This window comes from Actinomycetota bacterium, from assembly GCA_030774015.1.
Lineage (GTDB): Bacteria > Actinomycetota > UBA4738 > UBA4738 > JACQTL01 > JALYLZ01.
Map to the genome: position 1 here is coordinate 15512 of JALYLZ010000031.1, position 24734 is coordinate 40245.

Annotated in this window: 23 protein-coding genes; 7 read left to right on the forward strand and 16 right to left on the reverse strand. The window is 70.4% G+C overall.

Going from position 1 to position 24734, the window contains the following annotated elements; genetic code table 11:
• Window positions 1-54: 54 nt before the first annotated feature.
• From M3Q23_02695 to M3Q23_02710, 4 genes are all read right to left on the reverse strand, one after another.
• Window positions 55-516 (reverse strand): maleylpyruvate isomerase N-terminal domain-containing protein, encoded by a 462-nt coding sequence (locus M3Q23_02695; protein MDP9341019.1) that lies wholly within the window; start codon window positions 514-516, stop codon window positions 55-57.
• Window positions 517-538: 22 nt separating this feature from the next.
• Window positions 539-952 carry a BON domain-containing protein gene (locus M3Q23_02700; protein MDP9341020.1) on the reverse strand — a complete coding sequence of 138 codons (414 nt, stop codon included), beginning with the start codon at window positions 950-952 and terminating at the stop codon, window positions 539-541.
• A gap of 85 nt (window positions 953-1037) precedes the next feature.
• A complete protein-coding gene (locus M3Q23_02705) occupies window positions 1038-1925 on the reverse strand; it encodes an ABC transporter permease (protein MDP9341021.1) in 888 nt (295 codons plus the stop codon).
• On the reverse strand, window positions 1922-2878 hold the full coding sequence (locus M3Q23_02710) for an ATP-binding cassette domain-containing protein (protein ID MDP9341022.1): 957 nt from the start codon (window positions 2876-2878) through the stop codon (window positions 1922-1924). Before M3Q23_02710 ends, M3Q23_02705 begins: the two co-directional genes overlap by 4 nt.
• Before the next feature lie 126 nt (window positions 2879-3004).
• On the opposite strand from M3Q23_02710, the gene M3Q23_02715 reads away from it, so the two are divergent.
• Entirely contained in the window at window positions 3005-3220 is a 216-nt protein-coding gene (locus M3Q23_02715; protein MDP9341023.1) for a zinc ribbon domain-containing protein, read from the forward strand.
• 210 nt (window positions 3221-3430) lie between these two features.
• Window positions 3431-4948: a glycoside hydrolase gene (locus M3Q23_02720; protein ID MDP9341024.1), complete on the forward strand. Its 1518-nt coding sequence runs from the start codon at window positions 3431-3433 to the stop codon at window positions 4946-4948.
• A gap of 63 nt (window positions 4949-5011) precedes the next feature.
• On the opposite strand, the gene M3Q23_02725 is transcribed toward M3Q23_02720, so the two are convergent.
• Window positions 5012-5596, reverse strand: a complete 585-nt coding sequence (locus tag M3Q23_02725; GenBank protein MDP9341025.1) for a hypothetical protein — start codon at window positions 5594-5596, stop codon at window positions 5012-5014.
• 240 nt (window positions 5597-5836) lie between these two features.
• Here M3Q23_02725 and M3Q23_02730 point away from each other — a divergent pair, with 240 nt between their 5' ends.
• Window positions 5837-6097 (forward strand): hypothetical protein, encoded by a 261-nt coding sequence (locus tag M3Q23_02730; protein ID MDP9341026.1) that lies wholly within the window; start codon window positions 5837-5839, stop codon window positions 6095-6097.
• A 214-nt stretch (window positions 6098-6311) separates the two neighbouring features.
• Here M3Q23_02730 and M3Q23_02735 read toward each other — a convergent pair whose 3' ends face one another.
• Genes M3Q23_02735 through M3Q23_02780 form a run of 10 tightly spaced genes read right to left on the reverse strand, consistent with a single transcriptional unit; the run spans window position 6312 to window position 16894 of the window.
• Window positions 6312-6995 (reverse strand): hypothetical protein, encoded by a 684-nt coding sequence (locus M3Q23_02735; GenBank protein MDP9341027.1) that lies wholly within the window; start codon window positions 6993-6995, stop codon window positions 6312-6314.
• Window positions 6996-7003: 8 nt separating this feature from the next.
• Window positions 7004-8107 (reverse strand): MlaD family protein, encoded by a 1104-nt coding sequence (locus tag M3Q23_02740; protein MDP9341028.1) that lies wholly within the window; start codon window positions 8105-8107, stop codon window positions 7004-7006.
• Complete coding sequence (locus M3Q23_02745; GenBank protein ID MDP9341029.1) at window positions 8104-9138, reverse strand: MCE family protein; 1035 nt, start codon at window positions 9136-9138, stop codon at window positions 8104-8106. Before M3Q23_02745 ends, M3Q23_02740 begins: the two co-directional genes overlap by 4 nt.
• On the reverse strand, window positions 9135-10457 hold the full coding sequence (locus M3Q23_02750; GenBank protein ID MDP9341030.1) for an MCE family protein: 1323 nt from the start codon (window positions 10455-10457) through the stop codon (window positions 9135-9137). Before M3Q23_02750 ends, M3Q23_02745 begins: the two co-directional genes overlap by 4 nt.
• Window positions 10454-11896: an MCE family protein gene (locus M3Q23_02755; GenBank protein MDP9341031.1), complete on the reverse strand. Its 1443-nt coding sequence runs from the start codon at window positions 11894-11896 to the stop codon at window positions 10454-10456. Before M3Q23_02755 ends, M3Q23_02750 begins: the two co-directional genes overlap by 4 nt.
• Window positions 11889-13157: an MCE family protein gene (locus M3Q23_02760; protein MDP9341032.1), complete on the reverse strand. Its 1269-nt coding sequence runs from the start codon at window positions 13155-13157 to the stop codon at window positions 11889-11891. Before M3Q23_02760 ends, M3Q23_02755 begins: the two co-directional genes overlap by 8 nt.
• Entirely contained in the window at window positions 13157-14305 is a 1149-nt protein-coding gene (locus M3Q23_02765) for an MlaD family protein (GenBank protein ID MDP9341033.1), read from the reverse strand. Before M3Q23_02765 ends, M3Q23_02760 begins: the two co-directional genes overlap by 1 nt.
• Window positions 14302-15156, reverse strand: coding sequence for an ABC transporter permease (locus M3Q23_02770; protein MDP9341034.1), 855 nt, complete (start codon window positions 15154-15156; stop codon window positions 14302-14304). The genes M3Q23_02765 and M3Q23_02770 overlap by 4 nt, the downstream gene beginning before the upstream one ends.
• A 13-nt stretch (window positions 15157-15169) precedes the next feature.
• Entirely contained in the window at window positions 15170-15922 is a 753-nt protein-coding gene (locus tag M3Q23_02775; GenBank protein ID MDP9341035.1) for an ABC transporter permease, read from the reverse strand.
• Window positions 15923-15970: 48 nt separating this feature from the next.
• Window positions 15971-16894, reverse strand: a complete 924-nt coding sequence (locus M3Q23_02780) for an ABC transporter ATP-binding protein (GenBank protein MDP9341036.1) — start codon at window positions 16892-16894, stop codon at window positions 15971-15973.
• Window positions 16895-17042: 148 nt separating this feature from the next.
• Between M3Q23_02780 and M3Q23_02785 the strand changes: the two genes are divergently transcribed.
• Window positions 17043-17915: a sulfurtransferase gene (locus tag M3Q23_02785; protein ID MDP9341037.1), complete on the forward strand. Its 873-nt coding sequence runs from the start codon at window positions 17043-17045 to the stop codon at window positions 17913-17915.
• A 17-nt stretch (window positions 17916-17932) separates the two neighbouring features.
• On the opposite strand, the gene M3Q23_02790 is transcribed toward M3Q23_02785, so the two are convergent.
• Entirely contained in the window at window positions 17933-18709 is a 777-nt protein-coding gene (locus M3Q23_02790) for a hypothetical protein (protein ID MDP9341038.1), read from the reverse strand.
• A gap of 244 nt (window positions 18710-18953) precedes the next feature.
• Here M3Q23_02790 and leuS point away from each other — a divergent pair, with 244 nt between their 5' ends.
• From leuS to M3Q23_02805, 3 genes are all read left to right on the forward strand, one after another.
• A complete protein-coding gene (leuS, locus tag M3Q23_02795; protein MDP9341039.1) occupies window positions 18954-21458 on the forward strand; it encodes a leucine--tRNA ligase in 2505 nt (834 codons plus the stop codon).
• Between the two features lie 200 nt (window positions 21459-21658).
• Window positions 21659-22267, forward strand: a complete 609-nt coding sequence (locus tag M3Q23_02800; GenBank protein ID MDP9341040.1) for a helix-hairpin-helix domain-containing protein — start codon at window positions 21659-21661, stop codon at window positions 22265-22267.
• A gap of 124 nt (window positions 22268-22391) precedes the next feature.
• A complete protein-coding gene (locus M3Q23_02805) occupies window positions 22392-24734 on the forward strand; it encodes a DNA internalization-related competence protein ComEC/Rec2 (protein MDP9341041.1) in 2343 nt (780 codons plus the stop codon).

Sequence of the window (24734 nt, forward strand, 5' to 3'; positions counted from 1 at the left end):
CGGCGGCGCGGGGTGCGCGCCCACGCCCGCCGGTCGCGTTTGGCCGCGGGGCTCCTAGTGGCCGAAGCCGCTCGCCAGAGCGGTTTCGATGTCGTCGAGGTGCTCGCCGCGGTGAGCCGCCCGCAGGGGGTTGATCGGGCTGGTGGGGTCGTTCGGCCACATTCGGTCGGGGTCGATGGCGGCGACGCGCTGATCGGTCTCCTCTGCCAGGCGCACCGCGAGCTGGGCCGCGTCACGCGGCGCGATGGCGTCGATGAGCGGGCGCGTTGCGTCGTTGATCCAGTCCACGTCCTCGGGCTCCTCGTCGGACGGGGAGAACGCCACGCCTCGCTCCAGCTTGTCGGCCAGGGCCAGGACACGCGCGTCCCAGAACGCGACGTGGGCGAGGACGCCGGCCACCGTCCAGTGCTCGTTCACCGCGCCGCGAAGCTCGTCGTCCCCCAGCCGCGCGACCAGGGCCCGCAGGCGCTCCCGCTCCCGGGTGTTCTGCTCGATGTAAGGGCGATCCTGGGACATCCCTGGCTCCCGTGTGTGTCGCCTAGCCGGCGGCCTCTCGGGCTTCCCGCTTGTTCGGCGCCGGCGTCCCGGGCAGGTGCAGCATGCTCCGGACGTCCACGACCCCCGGGACGCGCTCCACGCCCCGGACCAGCCGGTTGATGTCCTCGGGGGTCTGGAGCTGGCCGCGGAGCTCGGCCACGCCGTCCACCACCGTGACGTTCACCTGGCCCTTGGGGAGGTCGTGCGACGAGAACACCCCGCTCTCGATGCGGTCCTTGAGGCGGGTGTCCTCGACGTACACCTCGTCCGGCATGCGGCGGCCGGACCGGCCGAGGACGGCTCGGAGCTGATCGAGGGCCGTGTCCCGGCGGACCTTGCCGCGGTCCGGGTCCCAGAAGTAGGCGAAGCCGGCACCCGCCGCCGTGCCGGCGATGAAGGTTCGGATCCGTTTCATGGCGTCCCTCCGACGTTCGCGGGCATCCTTTGGGAACTACCCGCCGACGCCACCACCAAACGAGGTGTGGGGCGGACGCCGCCAGCTACTCCGTCCGGCGGAACTGGAGGATCCCCACGCCGAGCAGGGCCAGGCCGACCACGGCGACCAGGGCCAGCTCGAGCAGCGTCGGCACCCGCCAGCTTCCCCAGGTCACCCCCGGGCTGAGCTTGGCCCGCACGAACGGGCTGATGGTGAGGTGTGCGAACACCGCCCGGCGCATGGGGTCCACGACGTACGTGAGCGGGTCGATCCGGGTCAGCACGTGCAGCCACGTGGGGAGGCCGGTGAGCGGATACAGCGAGCCGGACAGGAAGAACATCGGCAGCAGGAACACCTGGGTCAGGGCGAAAAACGTCTGGATGTTCTTGATCCGCGCGGCCACCATCACCCCGAGCGCGGTGAGGGTGAACGACAGCAGCAGCAGCTCGACCACCAGCGTCAGCAGCAGCGCCGGGTCGTAGGGCACGCCGACGAACCCAGCCAGGGCCAGGACGATCAGTCCCTGGAGCGTGGCCACCGTCGCTCCTCCCACGCATTTCCCGAGCACGATCGCGCTCCGGTGGACCGGGGCCACCAGCATCTCCCGCAGGAACCCGAACTCCCGGTCCCACACGATCGAGCCGGCGGAGAACAGGGCGGTGAACATGGTCGACATCGCCACCACGCCCGGGAACATGAACGTGCGCAGGTCCAGCCCGCCGGTCCCCCCTGTCACCAGGGTCGACAGGCCCGCTCCCAGCACGAACAGGAACAGGATGGGCTGGAGGAGCGAGGAGATGATCCGGGCCCGGTCCTGGAAGAACCGGATCAGCTCGCGCTGCCACACGATCTTGACGGCCCGGAGGTCCTGAGAGACGGTCCCCGCCGGCCGGCGGACCTGGGCCACGGGCGGGCGGGTTCCGGTGCCGGTCGCCATCGCCTCGCGGCTCACCTCCTCCTCCTGAACGCCGCGACCATCTGGCGGAGCGGGTTCGCCGCCTCGGCGTCGCGGATGGTCCGGCCCGTGTACGCCATGAACACGTCGTCCAGGGTCGGCCGGGCCACGCTGACCGACCGGATCGGCACGCCCAGCTCGGCGAACAGCCGCGGGACGAACTGCTCTCCGGCCGGGACCGAGAACGTGACCGTCCCGTCGTGGACCGCCGCCTCGACCCCGAACCGGTCGCGGAGCGCGGCGATGGCGGCCTGGTCGTCCTCGGTCTGGATCTGCACGCGGTCCTTCCCCACGCTCGCCTTCAGCGCCTCCGGCGTGTCCAGCGCCACGATCGAGCCGTGGTCGATGATGGCGATGCGGTCGCAGTACTCCGCCTCGTCCATGTAGTGCGTGGTGAAGAAGATGGTGACGTCCTCGCGGGTCCGGAGCTCGCGGATGTAGTCCCAGATCGAGGCCCGGGTCTGTGGGTCGAGGCCGATGGTGGGCTCGTCCAGGAACAGCACGTGGGGGGCGTGGAGGAGCCCCCGGGCGATCTCCAGGCGCCGCATCATCCCGCCGGAGAAGGTCTGGACCCGGCTGTCCTTGCGGTCCCACAGGTCCACCATCTCCAGGACCTGGCGCATCCGGGGCCCGAACTCCGATCGCGGCATCCCGTACAGCTCGGCGTGGAACCGGAGGTTCTGCTCCGCGCTGAGGTAGCCGTCCAGGGTGGTGTCCTGGAACACCAGGCCGATCATCTGCCGGACCTCGTCGCGCTGGGTGACCACGTCGTAGCCGGCCACCGAGGCCTGGCCGGCGGTGGGCCGGGCCAGCGTGCATAGCATGTTGATGGTGGTGGTCTTCCCCGCCCCGTTCGGCCCCAGGAACCCGAACAGCTCGCCCCGCCGGACCGCGAAGTCCACCCCCGCAACGGCCACGATGTCGCCGTACCGCTTGGCCAGCCCCCGCACGGAGATCGCCGGCTCCTGGCCGTCGGAGCCGGGTCGGCGATTTCCGTATCCACGCCCATTCCTGCCATCCCAACTACGGTACCGTGGCTCGTCCGAAATGCAGTCGCCGAGTCGTACACTTCGGGCGTGCCGATCTACGAGTACCGCTGTGCGGAGTGCGGGACGCAGTTCGAACGCCTTCAGAACGTCGCCGGCGCCGTCCAGCCGGCCTGCCCGCGGTGCGGTTCAGGGCAGGTCGCCAAGCTCATCTCGCTGATCGGCGGACTCGGCGCGACGTCGAGCCCCGGCCCGGCTGCGGGCGGCGGGTGCGGGTGCGGCGGGGCGTGCGCCTGCGGGCGCTGACCCCGTCCCCGATCCGGCCACCCATCACCGGCTCCGGAGGCCTCGAACGGTCCCCGGTGCGGGCAAGAATCCGCAGGTAGGCGAGCGTTTCGGTCGTTCCCCCGTGGGTATCAGTTGCCCGGACCTCTGCCGAGGTCCGGCTCGTCTTCCGGCCGTCAGAGCTCGGCGGGCGGCGGTCGAGCCGTCGGAGAGGGCGAAGGAGGGGAACAGATGCCCGCAAAGTCGATTCGCGGCCTCGCGCTGCGCCGGGTACGCCTGGCACGCCGGAGCCGAACCGTGGGCCTGATGGCGGGCCTGGCGTTGGTGATGGCGGCGGCGCTGCCCGGCTCGGGCGTCCACGCGGCCACCACGGGCCCGCAGTTCGCGCCGGCCGTGGTGTTGCCGGGGGGCCAGGGGGGCGAGCCCTCGATCGCCATCGACACCTCGCCCACCAGCGGCCGGAACTACATCTACGTCTCCGCGATCGGTGACGCCAACGGACCGCTGGAATGGCATTCGTACGACGGCGGAGCCACGTTCTCGCAGCCGGTGCCGTTCGACCTCAACGGACCGCTGCGCGGCGGGGACTCGGACATCGTGGTGAACACCGACGGCACCGTGATCGCCACCGACCTGGACGTGACCCACGCGTCGGTCCAGCTCTCGACCGACCATGGCCAGACCTTCAACGACGGGACGACCACGGCGCCGGAGGACGACCGGCCGTGGCTCACCGCGAACGGCTCGAACGTCTACGTGGCCTACCACGACTTCGTGGCCGAGGACCCCGTGGTGTGCTTCTCGACCGACGGCGGGAACACCTTCCCGACCTGCAACCAGGCGTTCGGTGCCGGGGGGTCGCCGTCCAACTGCGCGGAGAACACCATCCCCGCCCGGCCGCTGGTGATCGACCCCGCCAACGGCAACCTGAACTTCCTGTACTCGTGCTCGACTGCGGCCGAGAACGCGGCGCACCCGCCGTACGGACCGCTGCACGACTACTACCTGGCCCAGTCCACCGACGGTGGCGTGACCTGGACCTCCTACCCGGTGTTCATCGCCGACACCAGCAACGGGAAGGCGCCGAACTACGCGAACATCTTCGGAACCCTGGCCGCGGACTCGGCCGGCAACCTGTACACGCTGATCGACGGGACGGCGGACGACCCGAACGTGGCCACCAACCCGTACCACGTGTACCTGCTGGTGTCGAAGGACCACGGCCAGACGTGGAGCCAGCCCATCCAGGTGGACCACGAGCGGAACGGAGCGGGAACCCACGTGCTGGCGCACATGGTCGTGACGAGGCCCGGGAACGTGGACGTGGTGTGGTACGGGACGACGGCGACCGGCGAGCCCAACGGTGTGTGCGGGACCATCGGAAACCAGCATCCCTGTCCCGACGGCTTCCCCGACTACACCGACCCCAGCGCGCCGGCCTGGCACGTGTACATGGCCCAGACCCGGACGGCGCTGTCGGCCACCCCGGCCTTCCGGCAGGGCCTGGTGGACACGGCGATCAACCACTACGGGCGGATCTGCACGAACGGGCTGGTGTGTGGCTCGTCCGACCGCTCGCTGCTGGACTTCATCAGCGTTGGGGTGGACTGCAGCGGCCTGGCCCACGTGGCGTATGGCTCGAACACGAGGTCGCAGGAACGGAAGGGCCAGACGTTCGTGCGCGTGGCGAGCCAGGCGGGCGGGACCACCATCGCCTCGCCGGTGGCCTGCGACATACCGGTCGGGTAGGACCAGTGGGTAGCGGCGCGACCGGCTGACTTCGGAGGTCGTGTTCGGTCGAGCGGGCGGGCGCTACGGCGCCTGCCCGCGGCCGGACAGCACCGCCCGTTCCAGTTCGGTGAGGTTCCACACGGCGACCACGGCGTACAGGTCGCCGCCGACGTGTTTGAGCAGCGCGGGGTCCTCGGGCGGCATCTCCTGCCAGGTCACGTCCCACAGGATGTGGTGGCCGGCCAGCGAGCCCGCCGGGCGCAGGGGAGGGGGGACCATGGGCACCATGCCCGCGAACGTCTGCCACCGCACCCGGCGGGGCGCGGGGAGCGTTCCGGCGGGGAGACGGACCCGCCGCCGGTCGTCCCTGGTCAGCGAGATCCGGTCCATGCGGAAGGTGATGGAGCCGTCGTAGGCCACGCCCTCCGTGTAGCACCACCGGGCGTCGGCGCGGCACGCCGCCAACCGGGGAAGCCCCCGCTCGTCCACCCCACCGGCGGTGATGGCGGCCTGGAGCGAGATGACCTGCTGGCCCCGGGCCAGAGCCCGGTACCCCCGCAGGACCTCCCGGTCTTCCCGGGTTCGGCCCTGCTTCACGGCGAGCCGGTACTGGAGATACGCCCGCCGAGCCTGCGCTCGGTCCATCTTGATCGTGTGGAACTCCACGGATCCACCTCCGCCCGGCGGTGAGTGGGGGCATCCGGCCTACAGCCGGTGCCCCCCGTTCAGCCCCTTCCTACTCCCTGGACGGGGGATGGCGCAATTGGCCTTTCGGACTAGAGGCGCTCACCAATCCGCACGAGGTTCGCGCGGATCGCCACCGGGCCGAGCCCTTCACGCCGGCAGGAGCTCGCCATGCTTGGACCGGCCCCCTGATGGGTAGGTCCGCTCCCGAAGGGAGGTGCGATGGGCTCGAGGTACGTGTTCACGTTCGTGGTGGTCGGGCGGTATCCCGCCAGGATCAAGGGGAACCAGCCCGCCCTGACCATCAACATGCTCGCCGGAACCGAGAACCACGAGACCTACTGCGGCACGCTCACCATGAGCGAGGACGAATGGGACACCTTCTTCTGGGGATTGAAGGAGAGCCTGGGCGACCGCGTCCGCGTGAACGACCAGGCCGCCGACACCGAGGAGGAGAAGGAGCGCCGCCGGGAAGCCATCTGAGGAGCGGGCCTCCCGTTCCCCGGTCGTTCAGCTGCCGTGGTGGCCTAAACGGTCCACCACGGATACCGCTTGGCAAGTCGCCGCCTCCGGATGCGGCGACGCCTTCGACGGAACCATTGAAGGATGGACAACGGGACCTCCCACGGTGGTCCACCATCCATTCGCCCCCGGCGGGGCGGGGGATCGGTCTTCCGGGAGATCCGGGTACGGGCTCCTAGCCGGAGCCGGGGAACCCGCTGGGAGACTGGAGCAGGTCGACGCGGTCCACCTTCCAGCCGGAGGACGTGTGGACCATCTCCACGTCGATCCTGAGGATCTCCAGATGGGCCGAGGTCTTTGCGTTCGACAGGGTCTCGTCGACCACGCCGAACGCCTCCGCCGTGTCGCCGGACAGCGACTCTAGGAACACCGACTGGACGTGCCCCACCGAGACGGCGTTGGCCGCCCGGAGGGCGGCGACGGTTCCCGCGTCGAAGAACTGGGAGACCTGGCTGGCGAAGTCCCCGATGGCGAAGGAGCGGATGTCGGCGACGTCGCGGTCGATGGTGGGTCCACCGAAGTTCGTCAGGGCCTGGAGGAACTGGGTGGCCACCGCCGCCACCTCGGTCCTGGCCCGCTCCCGTTGCTGGGCTCCTCGCCAGGCCAGCACGAACACGATCGTGGACGCGGCCAGGGCGACCACCAGGACCCAGGGCAGCACGGACAGGAACCGCTTGCGCAGCGTTCTCTTGGCCGGCTTGGTAGGCGCGGCGTCGGAGGGCGTCTCGGCGTCGGGGGGCGTCTCGGCGTCCGGAGGCGCGAGTTCCCCGGGGGCGGCGCCACCTGGGGGCGCGAGCTCGTCCTCGGCGATGGGTGGCTCGTCGTCGGCGATCCGGGGCTCCACGGTCCGCGATTCCATGGCCAGGGCTACTTGCCGGGGTGGAGTGTAGACCCGGGCGCCAGGTACACGGGCTGCGGCTGCGTCCCGGGCCCGACGCCCTTCCCGTAGCGGTTGCTACAGCTGTCCGCCGCGTAGACGTCGGGCGGCGGCCGCTTCGGGTTGTAGGCGTCGGCGGGGGGCTCCGTGTGAGGCAGGAGCTGCACCCGGAACCAGTCGATGCCGTCCTTGCCCGTCTGCACGGCCATCCACACGGCGTCGAAGAAGAAGTGGTTGAGGTCGAGCGTTCCGATGAGGTTCTGGAGGTTGTCGGGCTGGGCCAGCACCTCGTTGACGTGCCCGAAGTCGGAGATCAGGCAGGCCAGGTTGGGCTTCTGCCCGGAGACCAGGGCGTTGGCCACCTCGGCGAACCGGGCGCCGTTCTGAGATAGCTTCACCAGCGCGTAGCGGTTGTCGCGCAGCAGGTCCGCCAGCAGTGCGGTCTGGTGGAGGTCGTCGGCGAAGGTCTTGGCGTTGGCGGCGAACACCCCGGTGACCTTGGGACCCTGGCGGATCAGGTCCACGAGCTGCGAACGGATCTGGAGCAGGCGGGCCGGCAGGTGGCCGGTGGTCTCCGACAACGAGGCCAGGTCGTCGGCCCGGCCGCGCACCGTCAGGGCCAGCTGGTGCACCAGGGACCCGATGTCGTGCGAGGGGATGGCGTGCAGGACCCGTGCCAGGATGGCGATGGTGCGCTCGGCGTCGGGCGGCCCCCGGGTGTCGCCAAGCCCCAGATGGGCGCCGTCGGGAAGCGCGGGGCCGGACCCCGGGGTCAGGTTGAGCGTGAGGTCCCCGATGGGGCTTCGCCGGTCGATCTGCGCGGTGGTTCCCTGCGGAACGGTGATCCCGGGTTCCAGGTTCACGGTGACCTGCGCGATGCCCTTGCCGGTCAGCACAACGTTGGAGACGGCGCCGACCGGCACGCCGCGCATGGTGACGTCGTTGCGCGCCGCGATCCCGGAGGCGTTCTCGAAGTCCAGCACCAGCGACCGGCCGCCCCCCTTCTGGATGACCAGGCCCGTCCCCATCCACACCAGCACCGCCGCGAGCGCCAGGAACATGCCCAGGTTGAGGAGGATCCGCTTGGTGATCATGGCGACGGCTGGGGCGTGGTCGTGGACGACGGGGCGGTGGAGGGGTTGCAGGTCCGGGCGGGGTCCGACGGGTCGTCGTTCAGGCCGCAGATCACGAAGTCCTGGAGGACCTGGTTGAAGTCGTAGTAGTTGACCAGCTGGGTGTTGCGGTTGTGGAAGGGCGCCCACCGCAGAAGCCCCTCGATCGCTCCCTGCTGGTCCTTCAGCACGCCCAGGATCACCCGCATCTGCGCGAAGAACCGGCTCATCTGGTCGAAGTGGGCGTGCATGATGCCGCTGGCCCCGATGGACAGCCGGTTCAGCGCCTTGATGGCCGCCCGCAGCCGCCCGCTCTCCTCCCGCAGCACGCGGAGGGCCCGCTCGCTGTTCACCAGCGACTTGGCCTGCGCGCCCATGTGGGGAACCAGCGACAGGTTCAGCTGGTTGACCGAATCCACCACGGACTGGATGGTGCCGGTCTCCTTGGCGTAGGCGCCCACGATCTGGTTGAAGTTGCCGAGGAGCGTGCGCAGGTCGCCGCCGCTGTGGCCGAACCCCTTGTAGCCCTCATCCACCAACGTGGCGATCTGGCTGGCGGCGATGGGGGCGAGCAGTCCCGATCCGGACGACACCAGGTCCTCGAGGTCCGGACGGACGGACGTGTTCTGGATGCGGTCACCGTTTCGGAGCATCGGGGCGCTCGCGGAAAGGCCCGACGCCGGGACCAGGTCGACGATCCGCTCGCCCAGCAGGCTGGTGCTCCGGACCCGCGCCGTGACGTCACGGGGGACGTGTGCCTTCGGGTCGATGGACATGGTCACCAGGGCCTGGTTGTCGTGGGAGAGGGTGATCCCGGTGACCTTGCCCACAGGGACGTCGGCCATCATCACGGGGGCCCCGGTGACCAGGCTTCCCACGTCGCTGAACTCGGCCGACGCGCTGAGCATCCGGCTCGATCCGCCGCACGCCGCCAGGGACAGGGCCAGCACGGCGACCACCACGACGCCGGCCAGACGAGTCACCGTGCCCCGCTTCACCGGGCCCAGGTTCACAATGCCCCCTGCGCGGCGTCCGGGTTGCCCACCGTCTCCTTCAGCAACCTGTCCATCAGGTGGTACACGGTCGTCCCGCTCGACGTGGCCTGCGCCTTCACGGCCTTGTGGACCTTCGGAGAGGAGTTCACGGCTCTGGTCAGGGCCCTCGCCACCGACGCCTGGTAGGAGGAACTCCCGCTCTGGGGCGCCCTGGCCACGGTGGGACCCGAGGAGCCGGAGCCGCCCGACGGCTGGCCCGCGCCGCCCCCGCATCCGGTGGGCTGGAAGCAGAACAGCGCGGGGACGGACTGCGACCAGTAGTCCATGGTCCCGCACTGCTGGTCGCCGTTGGCCAGGCAGAGCTCCGCCAGCCGCTCCTGGAGCCGCAGCAGGATCAGCGCCCCCAGCTCCTGCCCCTGGTTCCCCAGGCGGAGCCAGGCGTGATCGTAGTCGACGGCCCGGGTGGCGGCCTGGAACAGCAGCACCGCCCAGTGGCCGGTCTCGGCCAGCTGGCCGACGTTCTTGGACAGGGTCCGTCCGGTCCGGGTCAGCGACTCGATGTCCTGGTTCAGGGTCTTGCGGTGCGCCACCAGCAGCGAGGCCAGCTGCACCGCCGCGTCGTTCAGGCCCTGGATGGTGCCCTCCAGGGCGGCCCGGTTCGCGTTCAGCGTCCCGGTCACCGCGTTGTAGGACTGGATGAGCGTGCCGATGGCCTTCTGCCGGGTGGCCAGGGCGTCGGTCAGCTTGTCCAGCTGGACGAACAACGCGGCCAGGTCGTTGCGCTTGGCCGAGAGGGTCTGCATGAGCTCCGATCCGAACCGGATCAGGCTGTTCAGGCGGGTTCCGTTCCCCTGGAGGACCTTCGACGCGTTCTCAACGAACGTCGTCACCGTCTGCGGATCGAGCGCTCCCATGTAGTCCTGAAGCGATTGGAGGAGCTCGTCCGGCTCGGATGGGACGGCGGTCCGGGAGAGCGGAATGGTGGATCCCGACGGCAGCGTCGGCCCGTTGGTGTAGGCGGGGAACAGCTGGATGTAGCGCTCGCCCAGCAGCGACATCGGGACGATGGCGGCATCCACGTTCGAGGGGATCTGGACGCTCGGGTCGTCCACCCGGAACGTCACCAGGACGCCGTCGTTCACGACCTTGGTGCTCAGGACCTCGCCCACGTTCACGCCGAGCACCCGGACGTTGGCGGCCGGGAACAGCTGGATGGTTCGGCTGAACTCGGCCTTGTACACCCGCCGGCCGCCGCTGCTCCCGGAGCAGCCCGCGAGCAGGAAGCCGCCGATCACCGTCAGGGCCACCAGCCGGGCGAGCGTCCTCGGGGCCCTCATTGCTGCGGCCCTGCCTTCGACGGCTGGGAGCTGCCGCTGCTGGAGCTCGACCCGGCCAGGGCCGAGACGACCATGTCGCCGACGTTGCCGCCGAGCGACGACGAGGACGAGGACGAGGACGACGACGACGAGGAGGAGTCCGGCGCGCTCAGCCCCGGCAGGCTGGGCGTGGGAAGCGGCGGGACGCTCGGCAGCGGAGGAAGGGTCGTGGGGATCGGAAGGGGCGGAAGCGTCGTCGGGATGGGCAACGGCGGGACGGAGGGGCTCGGCAGCGGAAGCCCGTTGCCGTTCCCGAGCCCCGGGAGGCCCGGCAGCCCGGGCAGCCCCGGGAGGCCCGGCAACCCGGACAGCCCCGGGATCGCCGTGAGCGGCGGCGTGCCCTGGCAGCTCGAGCCCAGGATGGTGTCGATGAGCTGGTCCACTGCGCCGCACGTCCCGAGCAGGGCGTCAACCCCGAGCGGGCCCAGGGACTGCACGAAGATGTTCGCCCACCGGTTGGGCACGTTCTGCGAGTACCCCACGCTGGAGTACCCCTGGACCGACTGGTCCAGGTAGTCGATGGTCGCGGCCAGGTCCACCTGGTGCTGGTCCAGCACCTGGAGGTCCTGGTGCAGCGAGAGCAGGGTGGAGTCCAGCACCTTCCGGTTCCGCTTCACCAGGTCCGCGGTGTCGTGGGAGGCGGCGTCGGTGACCTTCAACAGGGTCGCGATGGCCTTCTGCCGCTGGGCCAGGTTGGTCAGGACCAGGTTCAGGTTGTCGATGAGCGACACGATGGTCCCGCTCTTGTCGCCGAGGGTCGTGGCCAGCGACCGCAGCGAGTCGATGAGGTGGGAGAGCTGGGCCCGGCGCTCGTCCACCGCCTGCGCCACGCTGGCCAGGCCCGTCACCAGCTGGCGGACCTGTGTGGTCTTGCCGGCGGTGATGCTGCTGACCTCGCGCATCAGCTCGTTCAGCGCGTTGGCGTTGGAACGGTTCATCAGGTTCACGGAGATGTCGTTCAGCTCGTTGATGCTGATCGGCGTGGTGGTCCGGGACTGGGGGATGACGGACCCGTCCTTCAGCGCGCCGCCGCCCTGTCCCGCGATGAGGTTGACCGATTCCCGCCCGAGCAGTGTCTCGATGACCACCTCGGCCCGGGTGTCGGACGGAAGCTCGATGCCGTTGTTGACGGCGAGGTCCATGGCCACCCGGCCGCCCTGGATCTCCAGGCCCTTGACGGTCCCCGCCGGGAGCCCGGCCACCGTCACCTTGTCGCCGGGGGTGATGCCGGCCGCGTCGGAGAAGTACGCCTTCACGTGGTAGGTGTGCGCGAACACGCCGCCGGTCAACAGCAGCGCGAACGCGGAGCCGCCGAACAGGGCCGACAGCCCCAGGATGCCGATGATGCGTTGGCTGCGTTCCAGGAACGACTTCGTGAGGAAGCCGCGGATGCTAGCCACCGGAGCCTCCCGTTCCCGGGACCGGTGGGAGGCTCGGCAGCCCGCTGGGGAGTCCGCTGGGCAGCCCGCTCGGCACACCCACCGGGCCGGAGCCCAGGCCCAGCCCGCTCAGGGCCGAGGCGATCAGGCTCCCCAGGTCGCCGAACCCGACCGTGGGGAGGGCCAGGGGCCCGATCTGGCTGCCGATCCCGTGGGTGCCGTTGTTCCCGGGCGTCCCGCACGTGAACGGCGGAATGGGCTTCTGGTTCCGCTCGTTGGGCGTCTCGGCGAGGCTGGCAATCGTGTTCCCGTTGTTGTCCTTCAGCATGAACTCGACCACCCGGACGTTGAACCATTGCCCCCAGCTGGTGGTCTGGAAGTACGGCGCCATGCCGGCCGGCAGCGAGCAGAGCGTGGTGGCCAGCTGGTCCTTGTTCTTCGCCAGGAACGACGTCACCACGTTGAGGTCGGCCAGGTCGGTGTCGATGTTCCCCTTGTTCTCCCGCAGGAGCCGGTCAAGCTGCTGCTGGACGTCGGTGAAGTTGGTGATCAGCGAGTCGATGTCGCCGGTCATGGTGTCCAGGCGGCCGCCGAGGTGGTTGAGGTTGTCCAGGATCCCGCGGAGGGCCTTGCCCTGGTGCGCGTAGGTCGAGATGACGGTGTCGGAGGAGCCGACCAGCGTCTGGATCTGCTTGTCCATCCCCGCCAGGCGGCTGGCCAGCACCGCGCCGTTGTCCAGAAGGGCTCGTACGTTTCCCTCGTTGCCGGCCAGCGCCGTGTTCACGGCGTCCACGAACGCGTTGGCCTTGGCCGGGTCGATGGCTCGCAGGATCGGCCCCAGCTCGTTCAGGAGCTGGTCCAGGTCGCCGGCGTTCTCGGTGTGCGACAGGGGGATGGTGTCCCCGTCCCGAAGCGGAGCGCCCTGGCCGCTCCCCGGATACAGGTACAGGTACCGCTGGCCCAGCACGTTTCGCCACCGGATGGCGGCGACCGTGTCCTGGGTCAGCTTCACGGAGTCGTCCACGTTGAACTGGACCACGGCGTGCCCGCTGTCGATCGAGGCGCTGGACACGCGTCCCACGTCGACGCCGGCCAGCTTCACCGCGTCGCCCTTGAACACCCCGGCGGCGTTGGAGAACTCCGCGCTCAACGTGTAGGTGTGCTGGAAGAGCTGGAGGTTCCCGATCTTCACGGCCAGCCACACCGTGAACACCGCCGACATGGCCATGAACGCCAGGACCTTCAGCAGCGTGGCCTTCTTGAAGCGGATGACGCGGGCCATCACGCGCCCCCGTTGCAGATCGGGACCTGGCCCCGGATGTCCAGGGGCAGGGCCTCGCACAGCTGGGCCTGGCCCTCCGCGTTGCTGTCGCCGCCGATGAAGTTCGTGAACCCGGCCGCGCCGCTGCCGTCGCCCACCTGGATGGGGTCGCCGCCCAGCTTCAGCACGTAGTGGTACAGGCCCGTGATCAGGCTGCGCAGGCCATCCGGCCTCGCCGCGATGGCCCCCAGCACGGTGTCACCGGAGTCGATCAGCCGGTCCCAGTCCGCCCGGTTCAGGATGAACAGGTCGGCCAGGTTGTTCGAGAAGGGGACCAATGCACGAAGGGCCCGGTCCAGGTCCTTCTGCGCCTGCGGCGACGCGTACACGGGGACGCCCTGGTTGATGGCGTCGGCCAGGTTGTTCAGGTCCACCCCGCTGTTGCGCAGGGCCCCGAAGATGACCTTGAAGTCGTGCAGGGCGCGAAGCTGCGAGTCGAGCGTCCCCGCGAAGATCGTGGATAGCTGCGCGTTCACCCGGAGGCTCCGGGCCACGTCCTCTCCGTGCCCGGCCGACGCGTGGGCCAGGGTCCCCACCACCGTGGCCAGGTCGCTCGGCCGGATGGCGTCCAGCACCGACACGCCGTCGGCCAGCACGTCCTCGAGCTCCGGCCCCACGTGGGTGGCCTGGATCCTCGCGCCGTCGGTGAGGAACGGAGGCGAGTAGTGGTCGAACCGGAGGTCGACGTACTTGGCGCCGAGGAGCGTCTTCAGGTCGACGTAGGCCACCGCCGAGGAGGTCACCTTGTACTGCTTGTCCATCTGGAGGGTGAGGTGGACGGTGCGCTGCCCCAGCTTGATGCTCTGGATCTTCCCCACCACCACCCCACGCATCCGCACGTCCGAGCCCGGCGTGAGCAGCTGGCTGGCCTTGGGCAGGTCGAGCGACAGCGAGTAGTAGGGCCGGAAGCCTCCGTACGCCCACTTGATCCCCAGGAACAGGATCGCCGCCACCAGGGCGATCACCAGGGGATCGGTGATGATGGCCGGGATGTGGCGCTTCCGGGGGACCGGGGCCAGGTCTCGGGGCGGCTCGGGCTTGGGGGCCGTGGCCGGCTTCGGCTTCGGCTCCGTCTGGGTCTGCGATCGGCGCGGGCGAAGGCTGATCATCCCGCGATCCTCACGGTGTCGCCGCCGCCCCAGAAGATGATCGACAGGAACAGGTTCACGATCACGACGGCCACGATGGAGCTCCGGATGGCCCGACCGGACGCCACCCCCACGCCGGCCGGCCCGCCCGAGGCGTTGTAGCCGTAGTAGCAGTGGATCAGCGTGACCATGATGGCGAAGATCACGGCCTTGAACAGGCTGTAGAAGATGTCGATGGGCGGCAGGAACAGGTGGAAGTAGTGGGTGTACACGCCGCTCGACAGCGAGAAAAGCCTGGTCACGATGGCTTCCGTGGCCAGGTACGAGGAGAACAGCGCGGCCAGGTACAGCGGGACGATGGTGATGATGGCGGCCCAGATCCGGGTGCCCACCATGTACACCAGCGAGTCCACCGCCATGACCTCCAGCGCGTCGATCTCGTCGGAGATCCGGGCTGCGCCGAGCTCCGCGGTGAACGACGTCCCCACCTGGGCGGCCAGGGCCACCCCCGCCACCAGCGGCGTGATCTCGCGGGTGTTGGCCCACGAGGACACCAGCCCGGTGAAGGCCTGGGCCCCGATCTGGGACAGTCCCTGGAACCCCTCCAGCCCCACTTGGGTGCCGGTGAAGAACGACATGGCGAAGATCACGAAGAACGTCCCGGCGCCGACGATCAGGGCCCCGACCCCGATCGTGATGTCCGAGACGACGCCCAGGATCATGGCCCGGTACTGGAGGGCCAGCGGCATGGCCCGGATGGCCCGCCCGTAGAACCGGAGCTGGTCCATGAGGCCGTCCAGGGGCCGGGTCAGCGCCTTGTAGCTTCGGACGGCCACCCCCGGCTCTCCCGCCCCCACCGCTCGCGTCGCCATCAGTCCACCCGCCTCACGAGAACTTCTGGGGGACGAAGTTGAAGTAGACGGCCGTGAGGATGAAGTTCAGGAAGAACAGGAGCAGGAACGTGATGACCACGGCCTGGTTCACCGCGTCACCCACGCCCTTCGGGCCGCCCTTCGCGTAGAAGCCCTTGTAGCAGGCCACCATCCCTCCCACGAAGCCGAAGATGGCCGCCTTGGTCAGGGCCATGAACAGGTCGGGGAGCTGGGACAGCTCGTTGAACGACTGGAAGTAGCTGGAGGTGGTGCCGTGCTGGACGACGACGGCGAAGAACCACCCGCCGGCGATCCCGGCCACGGACACGATGGCGTCGAGCAGGATCGCCACCAGCATCGCCGCGAGGATCCGCGGCATGATCAGCCGCTGCACCGGGTCGATGCCGAGGACCTCCATGGCGTCGATCTCCTCCCGGATCCGCCGCGAGCCCAGGTCCGCGCACATGGCCGAGCCGCCGGCCCCGGCGATCAGCAGGGCTGTCGCCACCGGCGCCTCCTCCCGCACCACCGCCAGGACCATGGCCGCCCCCATGTGGGCCTGCGCCCCCAGCTGGGTCAGGAACGACCCCACGTGCAGCGAGATGACCATCCCGAACGGGATCGAGATCAGGATCACCGGCACGGTGCAGACCTTGGCCAGGAACCACACCTGGGACAGGAACTCCTCCAGGGGCCACGGCCGGCTGGGGATGGAGCGGACGGCCTCCAGCCCGATGGCGAACATCCTTCCCGCCTCGTCGACCATGCGAAGCGGCTTGCCGAGGGGGCCGCGGGCTAGGCGGGTGGCCACGCGCTAGGCTCCCCGTTTGAGCTCGTACTTCTCGGCGTGCCCGTTTCCGTCGGCGTGCCCGTTCCCCTCGGGGGCGCCGGCCACGCGCTCGAGCTCCTCCGTCTCCTCGTACGACATCCCGGACGTGGACGTCGGCTTGGTCTGGTCGGCCTCCTCGGACATCCCGATGGGTCCCCGGGTGCTGCCGGCCAGGAACTGCCGGACCACGTCGAGGTCCGAGTTGAACATGGCGTCCTTGGTGTCGAACTGCACCAGGTTCCGCAGGTACAGCATCCCGATGTAGTCGGCCACCCGGCGGGCGGTGGCGATGTCGTGCGTCACCACGATGAAGGTGGCCTTGAGCTGCCGGTTCAGGTCCAGGATCAGCTCGTTCAGGAAGGCCGTGCGAACCGGGTCCAGGCCGGAGTCGGGCTCGTCGAACATCACGATCTCCGGATCGAGGACCAGCCCCCGGGCCAGGCCCGCTCGCTTTCGCATGCCGCCCGAGATCTCGCCAGGGAGCTTCTTCTCCGCGCCGCCCAGCCCGACCATCTCCAGCTTCTCGTTCACGATCTGCCGGATCTCCGACTCGCTCTTCCGGGTGTGCTCGCGGAGGGGGAAGGCGATGTTGTCGTAGATGGAGATGGATCCGAACAGGGCGCCGTCCTGGAACAGCACGCCAAACCGGCGGCGGATCTTGTACAGGTCTCGGGAGGACAGGGCCGGCAGGTTCTGGCCGGAGATCCAGATCTCCCCGCGTTCCAGGCGGAGGAGACCCATGAGGCACTTCAGGAAGACGCTCTTGCCCGTCCCGGAGGGGCCGAGCATGAGGGTGATCTTCCCTTTCGGGATGTCGCACGTGATGTCCTCGAGGACCGTCTGCGCCCCGAACGCCTTGGTCAATCCCCGGACCGAGATCTCGGCCTCGGGGGCCTCACCCTCCGCCATTGGCCTTCCTCTCCGACGCGGGCCCAAAATCGGCCTCATTGATTCCCGGTGGGGGGCGTCCCTAATCCCGCCATCCGGAACTTGGTGTTACAGCGGATCAATGCCTGTAACAGGAGGTCGCCCGGCGGCCTCCCGGTAGGCTTGGCCCGTGCTGGTGGAGACGGGCTGGCTGGCGGATCGCCTCGACGACCCCGACGTGGTGTTGGTCGACATGCGGTGGCGAGAGGACGGGTCGGGTCACGCCCGCTACGAGCGGGGGCACATCCCGGGGGCGGTGTTCCTGGACTGGTCCATCGACCTGGTGGACCCCGACCATCCGGTCGCGTTCATGCTGGCGCCGCCCGACCGGTTCGCCCGGGTCATGGAGCGCCGCGGCATCGGCGACGGCAGCCTGGTGGTGGCCTATGCGGACGCCCACGGCTCGGGGCCGTTCCGCCTGTGGTGGGCCTGCCGCGTGTACGGCCACGACAACGTCCGGGTCCTGGACGGGGGACTGCGGAAATGGATCGCGGAGGGAAGACCCCTGTCGACGGAGTCACCCCGGCCCCGTCCGGTCCGGTGGACCCCGCGGTTCGAGCCTGGATGGCAGGCCGGGTCCGCCGACGTGGCGGGGGCAGCCGGGCGGGAGGACGTGATGGTGCTGGACTCGCGGCCGCCCGAGCAGTTCCGGGGCGAGGCGGTGTGGTTCGAGACCGGTCCGGTGGCGGCCGACCCGGACGGTTTCGCCCGGACGCCCAGGGGGAGGATCCGGGCCGGCCGGGTCCCGTGGGCGGCCAGCCTCCCGGCGGCGTCGCTGTACCGGGAGGACGACACGCTGAAGAGCCCTCAGGAGCTCCGGGAGCTGCTCGGTGGGGCGGGCGTCAGGCCCGAGGCGCGCGCCATCACCTACTGCGGCGTGGGGATCTCCGCGTCGGCGCTCGCGTTCGCGCTGAAGTTGGCGGGAGTGAAGCGGGTCTCGCTGTACGACGCCTCGTGGGAGGAGTGGGGGCGAGACCCGGACCGGCCGATCGCCCGCGGCTGAACGCAGCTACTGGCCGCTCAGGCCCCCGGCGAGCCCATCTCCGCTCGCATGAACGCTTCCCAGGCCATCTGCCAGCCCTGTTCGGTGCGGGGGAACCGCTGCACGGGAGGCCCCGGCGCGGCCTTGTCCCACAGCCCAAAGTACTCGGCGCTGTAGCCGAGGATGTAGCGGGGACCCTCGTGCGAGAAGGTCAGGGCCGGTGAGGGGGAAGGCGTCTGGGCCGGCGACAGGATCTGGGGGACGGCCGGGCCCGCGGCAGGGGCGGCGGCCGGAGAGGACTCGGCCACCTGGGTCGCTCCCGGTCCGGGAGTCGAGGCGGCCGGTGCGGCGGGCTGGGGCGGCTCGATGACCGGCCGGGGAGGCTCGATGGAGGGCGGGGGCACGGATGGCTCCAGCGTGGGCCGGGGCGCACCCTCGGCGGGAGTGGCGGCGCTGGGGCCGAGGCCGACGGGCGGCGAGATGGACTCGGGGGCGGACGGTCCCGACGAGGCCGCCTCCGATGCCGCGGGCTCCGACGAAGGGAAGCTCGGCATGGAGACGATCTTGGTCCGGGCCCCCGGGTCGGGTTCGGCCTCCGGCTCGGGCCCGGTCACGGCCTCCGCGGCGTCTTCCGGGAAGGCCTCGCCTGCCGCCGCTTCCGCGGACATCGGTTCCGAGCCGTCTCCATGCTCCAGGAGCGAGGCCGGCGGGTGGGCCACGACCTTGTCGGCGCTCAGGGTCAGGTCGCTCAGGCAATAGCGGCACTTGATGGCCGCGTCCTGGATCTCTTCCGCGCAGTAGGGGCACCGTTTCATGGGGGCATTCAAGCACACGGGCGCGGAGGGCGAAAACCTGCCCCGGCCGTCCCCGTACGACCGCATGTCCGGGCGCCCGCCCCGGCCCCTCGCTCGGGCCGGCGTTCCCGGCGACATCCGCGCGCTCAGGAGGAATGGAACCGCGCGGTACGATACGGGCGGGTCCCGACCGGGACATCGCTCAGGTGGTCGCCGGTCGTTCAGACGTACCCTCGCGGACCAGGGAGCCGGTGCGGACGTGGCGATGCGCACATACCAGCCGGGCGAGATCGAGCCCAAGTGGCAGGCCAGGTGGGAGCAGGAGGGCCTGTACCGGGCGGTCGACGAGGACGACGGCCGCCCCCGGTTCTTCGCGCTCGACATGTTCCCCTACCCCTCCGGCGACCTGCACATGGGACACGTGGAGGCCTTCTCCGGCGGCGACGTCATCGCTCGGTTCGCCTGGATGCGCGGCCACAACGTGCTGCACCCGATCGGGTGGGACGCGTTCGGGCTGCCCGCCGAGAACGCGGCCATCAAGCGCGGCATCGACCCGGCGGAGTGGACGTACCGCAACATCGACCAGCAGCGGGCGTCGTTCAAGCGGCTCGGGATGTCGTTCGACTGGTCCCGCCAGTTCAACACGTGCGACCCGGACTACTACCGGTGGACGCAGTGGATCTTCCTAAAGCTGTTCGAGGCGGGGCTGGCCACGCGGCGGCTGGCGCCCGTGAACTGGTGCCCGAACGACCAGACCGTGCTGGCCAACGAGCAGGTCATCAACGGGCTGTGCGAGCGATGCTCGACGCCCGTGGTCCGCCGCGACCTCACGCAGTGGTTCTTCAAGATCACCGACTACGCGGAGCGGCTGCTGGAGGACGCGGAGCAGCAGCTGGCCGGCTGGCCAGAGCGTGTATTGACGATGCAGCGCAACTGGATCGGCCGCTCCGAGGGTGCGACCGTCGAGTTCCAGATCGCGGAGACCGGCGACCGCGTGGAGGTGTTCACCACTCGCCCGGACACGCTGTGGGGCGTCACCTTCTTCGTGTTCGCGCCGGAGCACCCCCTGGTGCTCCGGCTGGCTGAGGCCGGCGGCACGAGTGACGCGGCGCGTGCGCTGCTGGACCGGCTTCAGGCCAGGCCGCTGACCAACCGGGAGCAGGCCGAGAGCCGGGAGGGCGTGCCGCTCGGCGTGGACGCCGTGAACCCGGTCAACGGGGAGCGGGTCCCGTGCTACGTGGCCCCGTACGTGCTGCTGGAGTACGGGACCGGCGCCGTGATGGGGGTGCCCGCGCACGACCAGCGCGACTTCGAGTTCGCCACGGAGCAGGGTCTGGAGATCCGGATCGTGATCCAGCCCGAGGGCGAGATCCTGAACCCCGAGCGAATGGGCAAGGCCATGGACCACGACGGGGTCATGGTCAACTCGGGCCCGTTCACCGGGGTGCGGTCGCCCGAGAGCATCCAGGCGGTCATCGAGTGGCTGGAGCGGGAGGAAAAGGGCAAGCGCGCGGTCTCGTACCGGCTGCGGGACTGGTTGATCTCGCGGCAGCGGTACTGGGGCGCGCCCATCCCGATCATCCACTGTCCGTACCACGGCGAGGTCGCGGTGCCGGAGGAGGACCTCCCCGTGCTGCTGCCGCCGGACGTCGATTTCTCCCCCCGGGGCGTGTCCCCGCTGGCCCGCCACGAGGGGTTCGTGAACGTTCCCTGCCCCCGATGCGGGAAGCCTGCCCGTCGGGAGACGGACACCATGGACACGTTCGTCGATTCGTCCTGGTACTTCCTGCGGTACTGCAACTTGGTGCCCGACCGGGCGTTCGACACCGAGGCCGTGGCGCGATGGATGCCCGCCCAGCAGTACACGGGCGGGGTCGAGCACGCCATCCTCCACCTCCTGTATTGCCGGTTCGTCACGAAGGCCATGCACGACCTCGGGTTCGTGCCGTTCACGGAGCCGTTCCTGAACCTGCTGAACCAGGGGCAGGTCATCTTCGGTGGGGCTTCCATGAGCAAGAGCCGGGGCAACCTGGTGGAGCCGATGCCGCTCGTCGAGCAGTGGGGCGCGGACACCCTCCGCGTCACCATGCTGTTCGCGAACGCGTTCGAGGACGACGTCGACTGGATGTACGTCTCGCCGGAGGGCGTCCACCACTGGCTGGGGCGGGTGTGGCGTTCGGTCAACGACACGGTGTCGGCGGGTTCGGCGAAGGGCGCGCGGGAGGGGGAGTCTGCGGAGACGCCCGCGGGGGCGCCCGCGGGGGCGCCGGTGGGGCGCGAAGACCCCGAGGAGCTGCGGCGGCTGACGCATCGAATCATCCGGGACGTGACCGAGGACCTGGAGCGTCATCGGTTCAACACGGCGGTGGCGAAGCTGATGACGCTCACGAACGAGATCCGCCGGACGGTCGACTCGGGGCAACGGGCTGCACAGGCCGCGCGGGCGCTGGTCCAGATGCTGGCCCCCTTGGCGCCGTTCATCTCGGAGGAGCTGTGGCTCGAGGTGCTGGGGGAGCCGGCGAGCGTGCACGCCTCGTCGTGGCCGGCGTTCGACCCGGCGCTCGCCACGGAGGAGCGCGTGACCCTTGTGGTTCAGGTGGACGGCAAGGTCCGCGACCGGCTGGAGGTGGCCGCCGACGCGGACGGCGACACCTGCCGCGAGGCGGCGCTGGCATCGCCGCGGGTGCAGCGGGCCGTCGACGGCCGCACGGTGGCCCGGGTCATCGTCCGTGAGCCGAAGCTGGTCAACGTGGTCACCGAATCGGTCTGAGACCCGCCGTTCGGTCGTGCTCTGGCCCCGATGATGCTGACGCCTGAGAACCGCGTCCGGGGCGACGAGCGCGCCGGACGCTTCTCCCGAAAGAAGTTGGGCCGGCTGTGATCCAGTTCACTGCATTTCCCCAACGCCCGGCGTAGGTTGGGTTCCACCTCCCCCGAGGGCCGGAGACGCACGCCGGAGGTCCGCCAGGGGTGGAGGGTCCGATTCGCGACCGTCTCGCCGCGCTGTCGCGCCGTGAGCTGGTCGGGCTGGTCGCGATGGTCGCCGTGGTCCTCGCGGGGGCGGGTCTGTGGTACGCGCGCTCGCTGCCGCGGCCGGTGGCGATCCGCAGCGACGTGCGGCCAGGGCCGCCCGCCGCGGTGGCGTCGCCCAGCCCCTCCGTGCTCCTGGTGCACGTGGCCGGCCGGGTCCGAAGGCCTGGTGTGTACGAGTTCCAGGCCGGCGACCGGGTGGTCGACGCGGTGCAGGCTGCCGGTGGTCCTCGCAAGGGGGCCGATCTCGATGCGCTGAACCTCGCGGCTCCGCTCACCGACGGCGAACAGGTGCTGGTTCCCGCTCAAGGCCCCCCGGCCGCGCCCGGCGGCGGGTCCGCGCCACCGGCGACTCCGGGACTGCTCAACGTGAACACGGCGTCCGAGAGCGACCTGGAGGAGCTTTCGGGCATCGGGCCGGTGCTCGGCCAGCGCATCGTCGACTACCGGACGGAGCATGGTCCCTTCGCGTCCGTGGACGGACTCCTGGACGTGAGCGGCATTGGGCCCGCCACGCTGGACGAGTTCCGGGATCAGGTGACGGTGTGAGAGGGGCCGCCCGCTGATCGGCTGGCTCCTCCCGGTCCTGGCCGGCTCGTTCTGGGCCGGCATCCTCGCCTGGCCCGCCCTGCGAGGCGCCGCGCCGCCGTGGGCGTTGCTGGCGTGGGGCGTCGTGGTGCTGGCGATCGGGGTGCTGGCGGCGCCCAATCGGGCCGACTCGAATCTGAGCGCTGGTGGGGAGCCAACCGGGGACCACTCGGAGCCGCCCGCGCTGGCCGCGCTGCCAGCGGGGCCGGGCCGGCTGGCCAGAGCCCCGCCCGTCCTCCCCGCCATCGCGGCAGCCGCCACCTTCTTCCTGCTCGGCGCGGGGTGGACGGGGCTGCACGAGGATCGGGTGAGGTCGTCGCCCCTGGCGAGGCTGGCCCCGGCCACCGTCACGGTGATCGGCTCGCTTCAGGACGACCCCTCGGCCGGCCGGTTCGGGTGGTCCGCCATCATCGGGGTGTCCGAGGTCCGGGTCACTGGGAACGGTGACGGCCAAGCCGACACGGTCGTCCCCGTTCACGGATCGGTATGGCTGGAGGGCTCGGGATCGCTGCCCCCGGCGCGCCGAGGGGACCGTCTCCGGGCGGAGGGGAAGCTCGAACGCCCGGGCGTGGGATCGTTCGCCTCATTCCTGGCGAGCCGGAGCATCGCGGCCGTCATGCAGGCCGACCGGACCGTCCGCTTGGGCCCGTCAAGCAATCCGTTGGTCCGCGCGGCGCAGGTCGTCCGCGGGACGCTGCTGCGCGAGGTCCGGTCGCTGTTCGGACGGCGCGAAGCCGGGCTGCTCATGGGCCTGGCCCTGGGCGACACGTCCATGCTCGACCCCGGGGACGAGGAGCATTTTCGGGCGACCGGCCTCGGGCACCTGCTCGCGGTGTCCGGGGAGAACGTGGCGATGGTGCTCGCCCCGGTCCTGGGCCTCGCCCTGCTGCTGCGGCTGAGCCGCTGGGGACGGTTCCTGCTGGGCATCTCGACGGTGCTCTTCTTCGTGGTGCTGACGGGCGGAGAGCCGTCGGTGATGCGCGCCGGGGTGATGGCGTGGCTGGCGCTGCTCGGCGTGCTGCTGGGGAGGCCCAGAAGCACCGCCACCATCCTGGGCGGGGCCGTGCTCGTCCTGCTGGTGTCGGACCCCACCCTGGTGAGCTCGCTCGGCTTCCAGCTCTCCGTGGCGGCCACGGCGGGAATGGTCGCCCTGGCGTCGCCCATCGCCGCCAGGATGCGCCTCCTCCCGCGCCCCCTGGCGATCGCGGCGGCGACCACCCTGGCCGCCCAGGCCGGCGTGTCTCCGCTCCTGCTGTACCAGTTCCACCAGGTGCCGGGGGTGACGCTGCCGGCCAACCTCCTGGCCTTCCCGGCGGTGGCGCCGGCCCTGCTGCTCGGCCTGGCCGCGGCCGCCGCGGCTCTGGTGGTGCACCCGCTCGGACAACTCCTCGCCGCGCTCGCCTCGATCCCGATCAGGTATCTGGAGGGTCTGGCCGACCGGCTGGCCAGCGCGCCGATCCCGTCCATGACCTCCGGGGGTGGGGTGGCGGTCCTCGTGGTGGGGCTCCTGGTGGTCCTGGTCCTGGCCTGGTTCCTGCGCTCGGGCCGGCGGCTCCCGCGGCCCGCGCTGGTCGCAGGGGCCATGGTCCTGCCGCTGTTCGTGTGGTCCACGGCCCTGCGCGCCGGGCCACCCGGCGGTCTTGTGGTGCACTTCTTCGACGTGGGGGAGGGCGACGCCGCGCTGGTCACCTCGCCGGGAGGAGCCTCCGTGCTCATCGACGGCGGCCCCGACCCCCAGCAGGTGGCCACCAAGCTGGCCGCGCTGGGCGTCCGGCGCCTGGACGCCGTGGTGGCCACCCATCCGCATCTCGACCACTACATGGGGCTGCCGGCGGTGCTGGCTCGTTTCCCGGTCGGGCTGGTCCTGGACACCGGGTGCCATCCCCCGGAGTCCCGCACAGCCTGGTACGAACAGTTCCTCCGAGCGGTGCAGCAGGAGGGCATCCGCGAGGAGCACCCGCGCGCGGGCGACGTGATCCGGGTGGGCGATCTTCGGCTGGACATCCTGAACCCGGATCGCTGCTGGCACGGCAGCAACTCGGATCCGAACAACGACTCGATCGTGATCCTGCTCTCGTATCTCGAGGACACGGTCCTCTTCTCCAACGAGCCGGAGGCGGCGGCGCAGCAGGCCATGCTCGATGCGCACGAGCCGCTCACGGCCGAGGTCCTCAACGTGCCGCACCATGGAGCGGGAACGTCGATCCTGCCCTTCTTCCAGGCCGTCCACGAACAGCTGGCGGTCGTGAGCGTGGGCCCGAACACCTACGGGCATCCCGTTCCGCAGACGCTCGACGAGCTCCGCCAGTCCGGCGCGAGGGTGATGCGAACCGACCACTCCGGCGACGTGGAGGTCTCGTTCACGGAGGCCGGCATCCTGGTCCATGCGGGGAGGGGCCGGGCGCTTCTCCTACAATCCGCGGCGTGA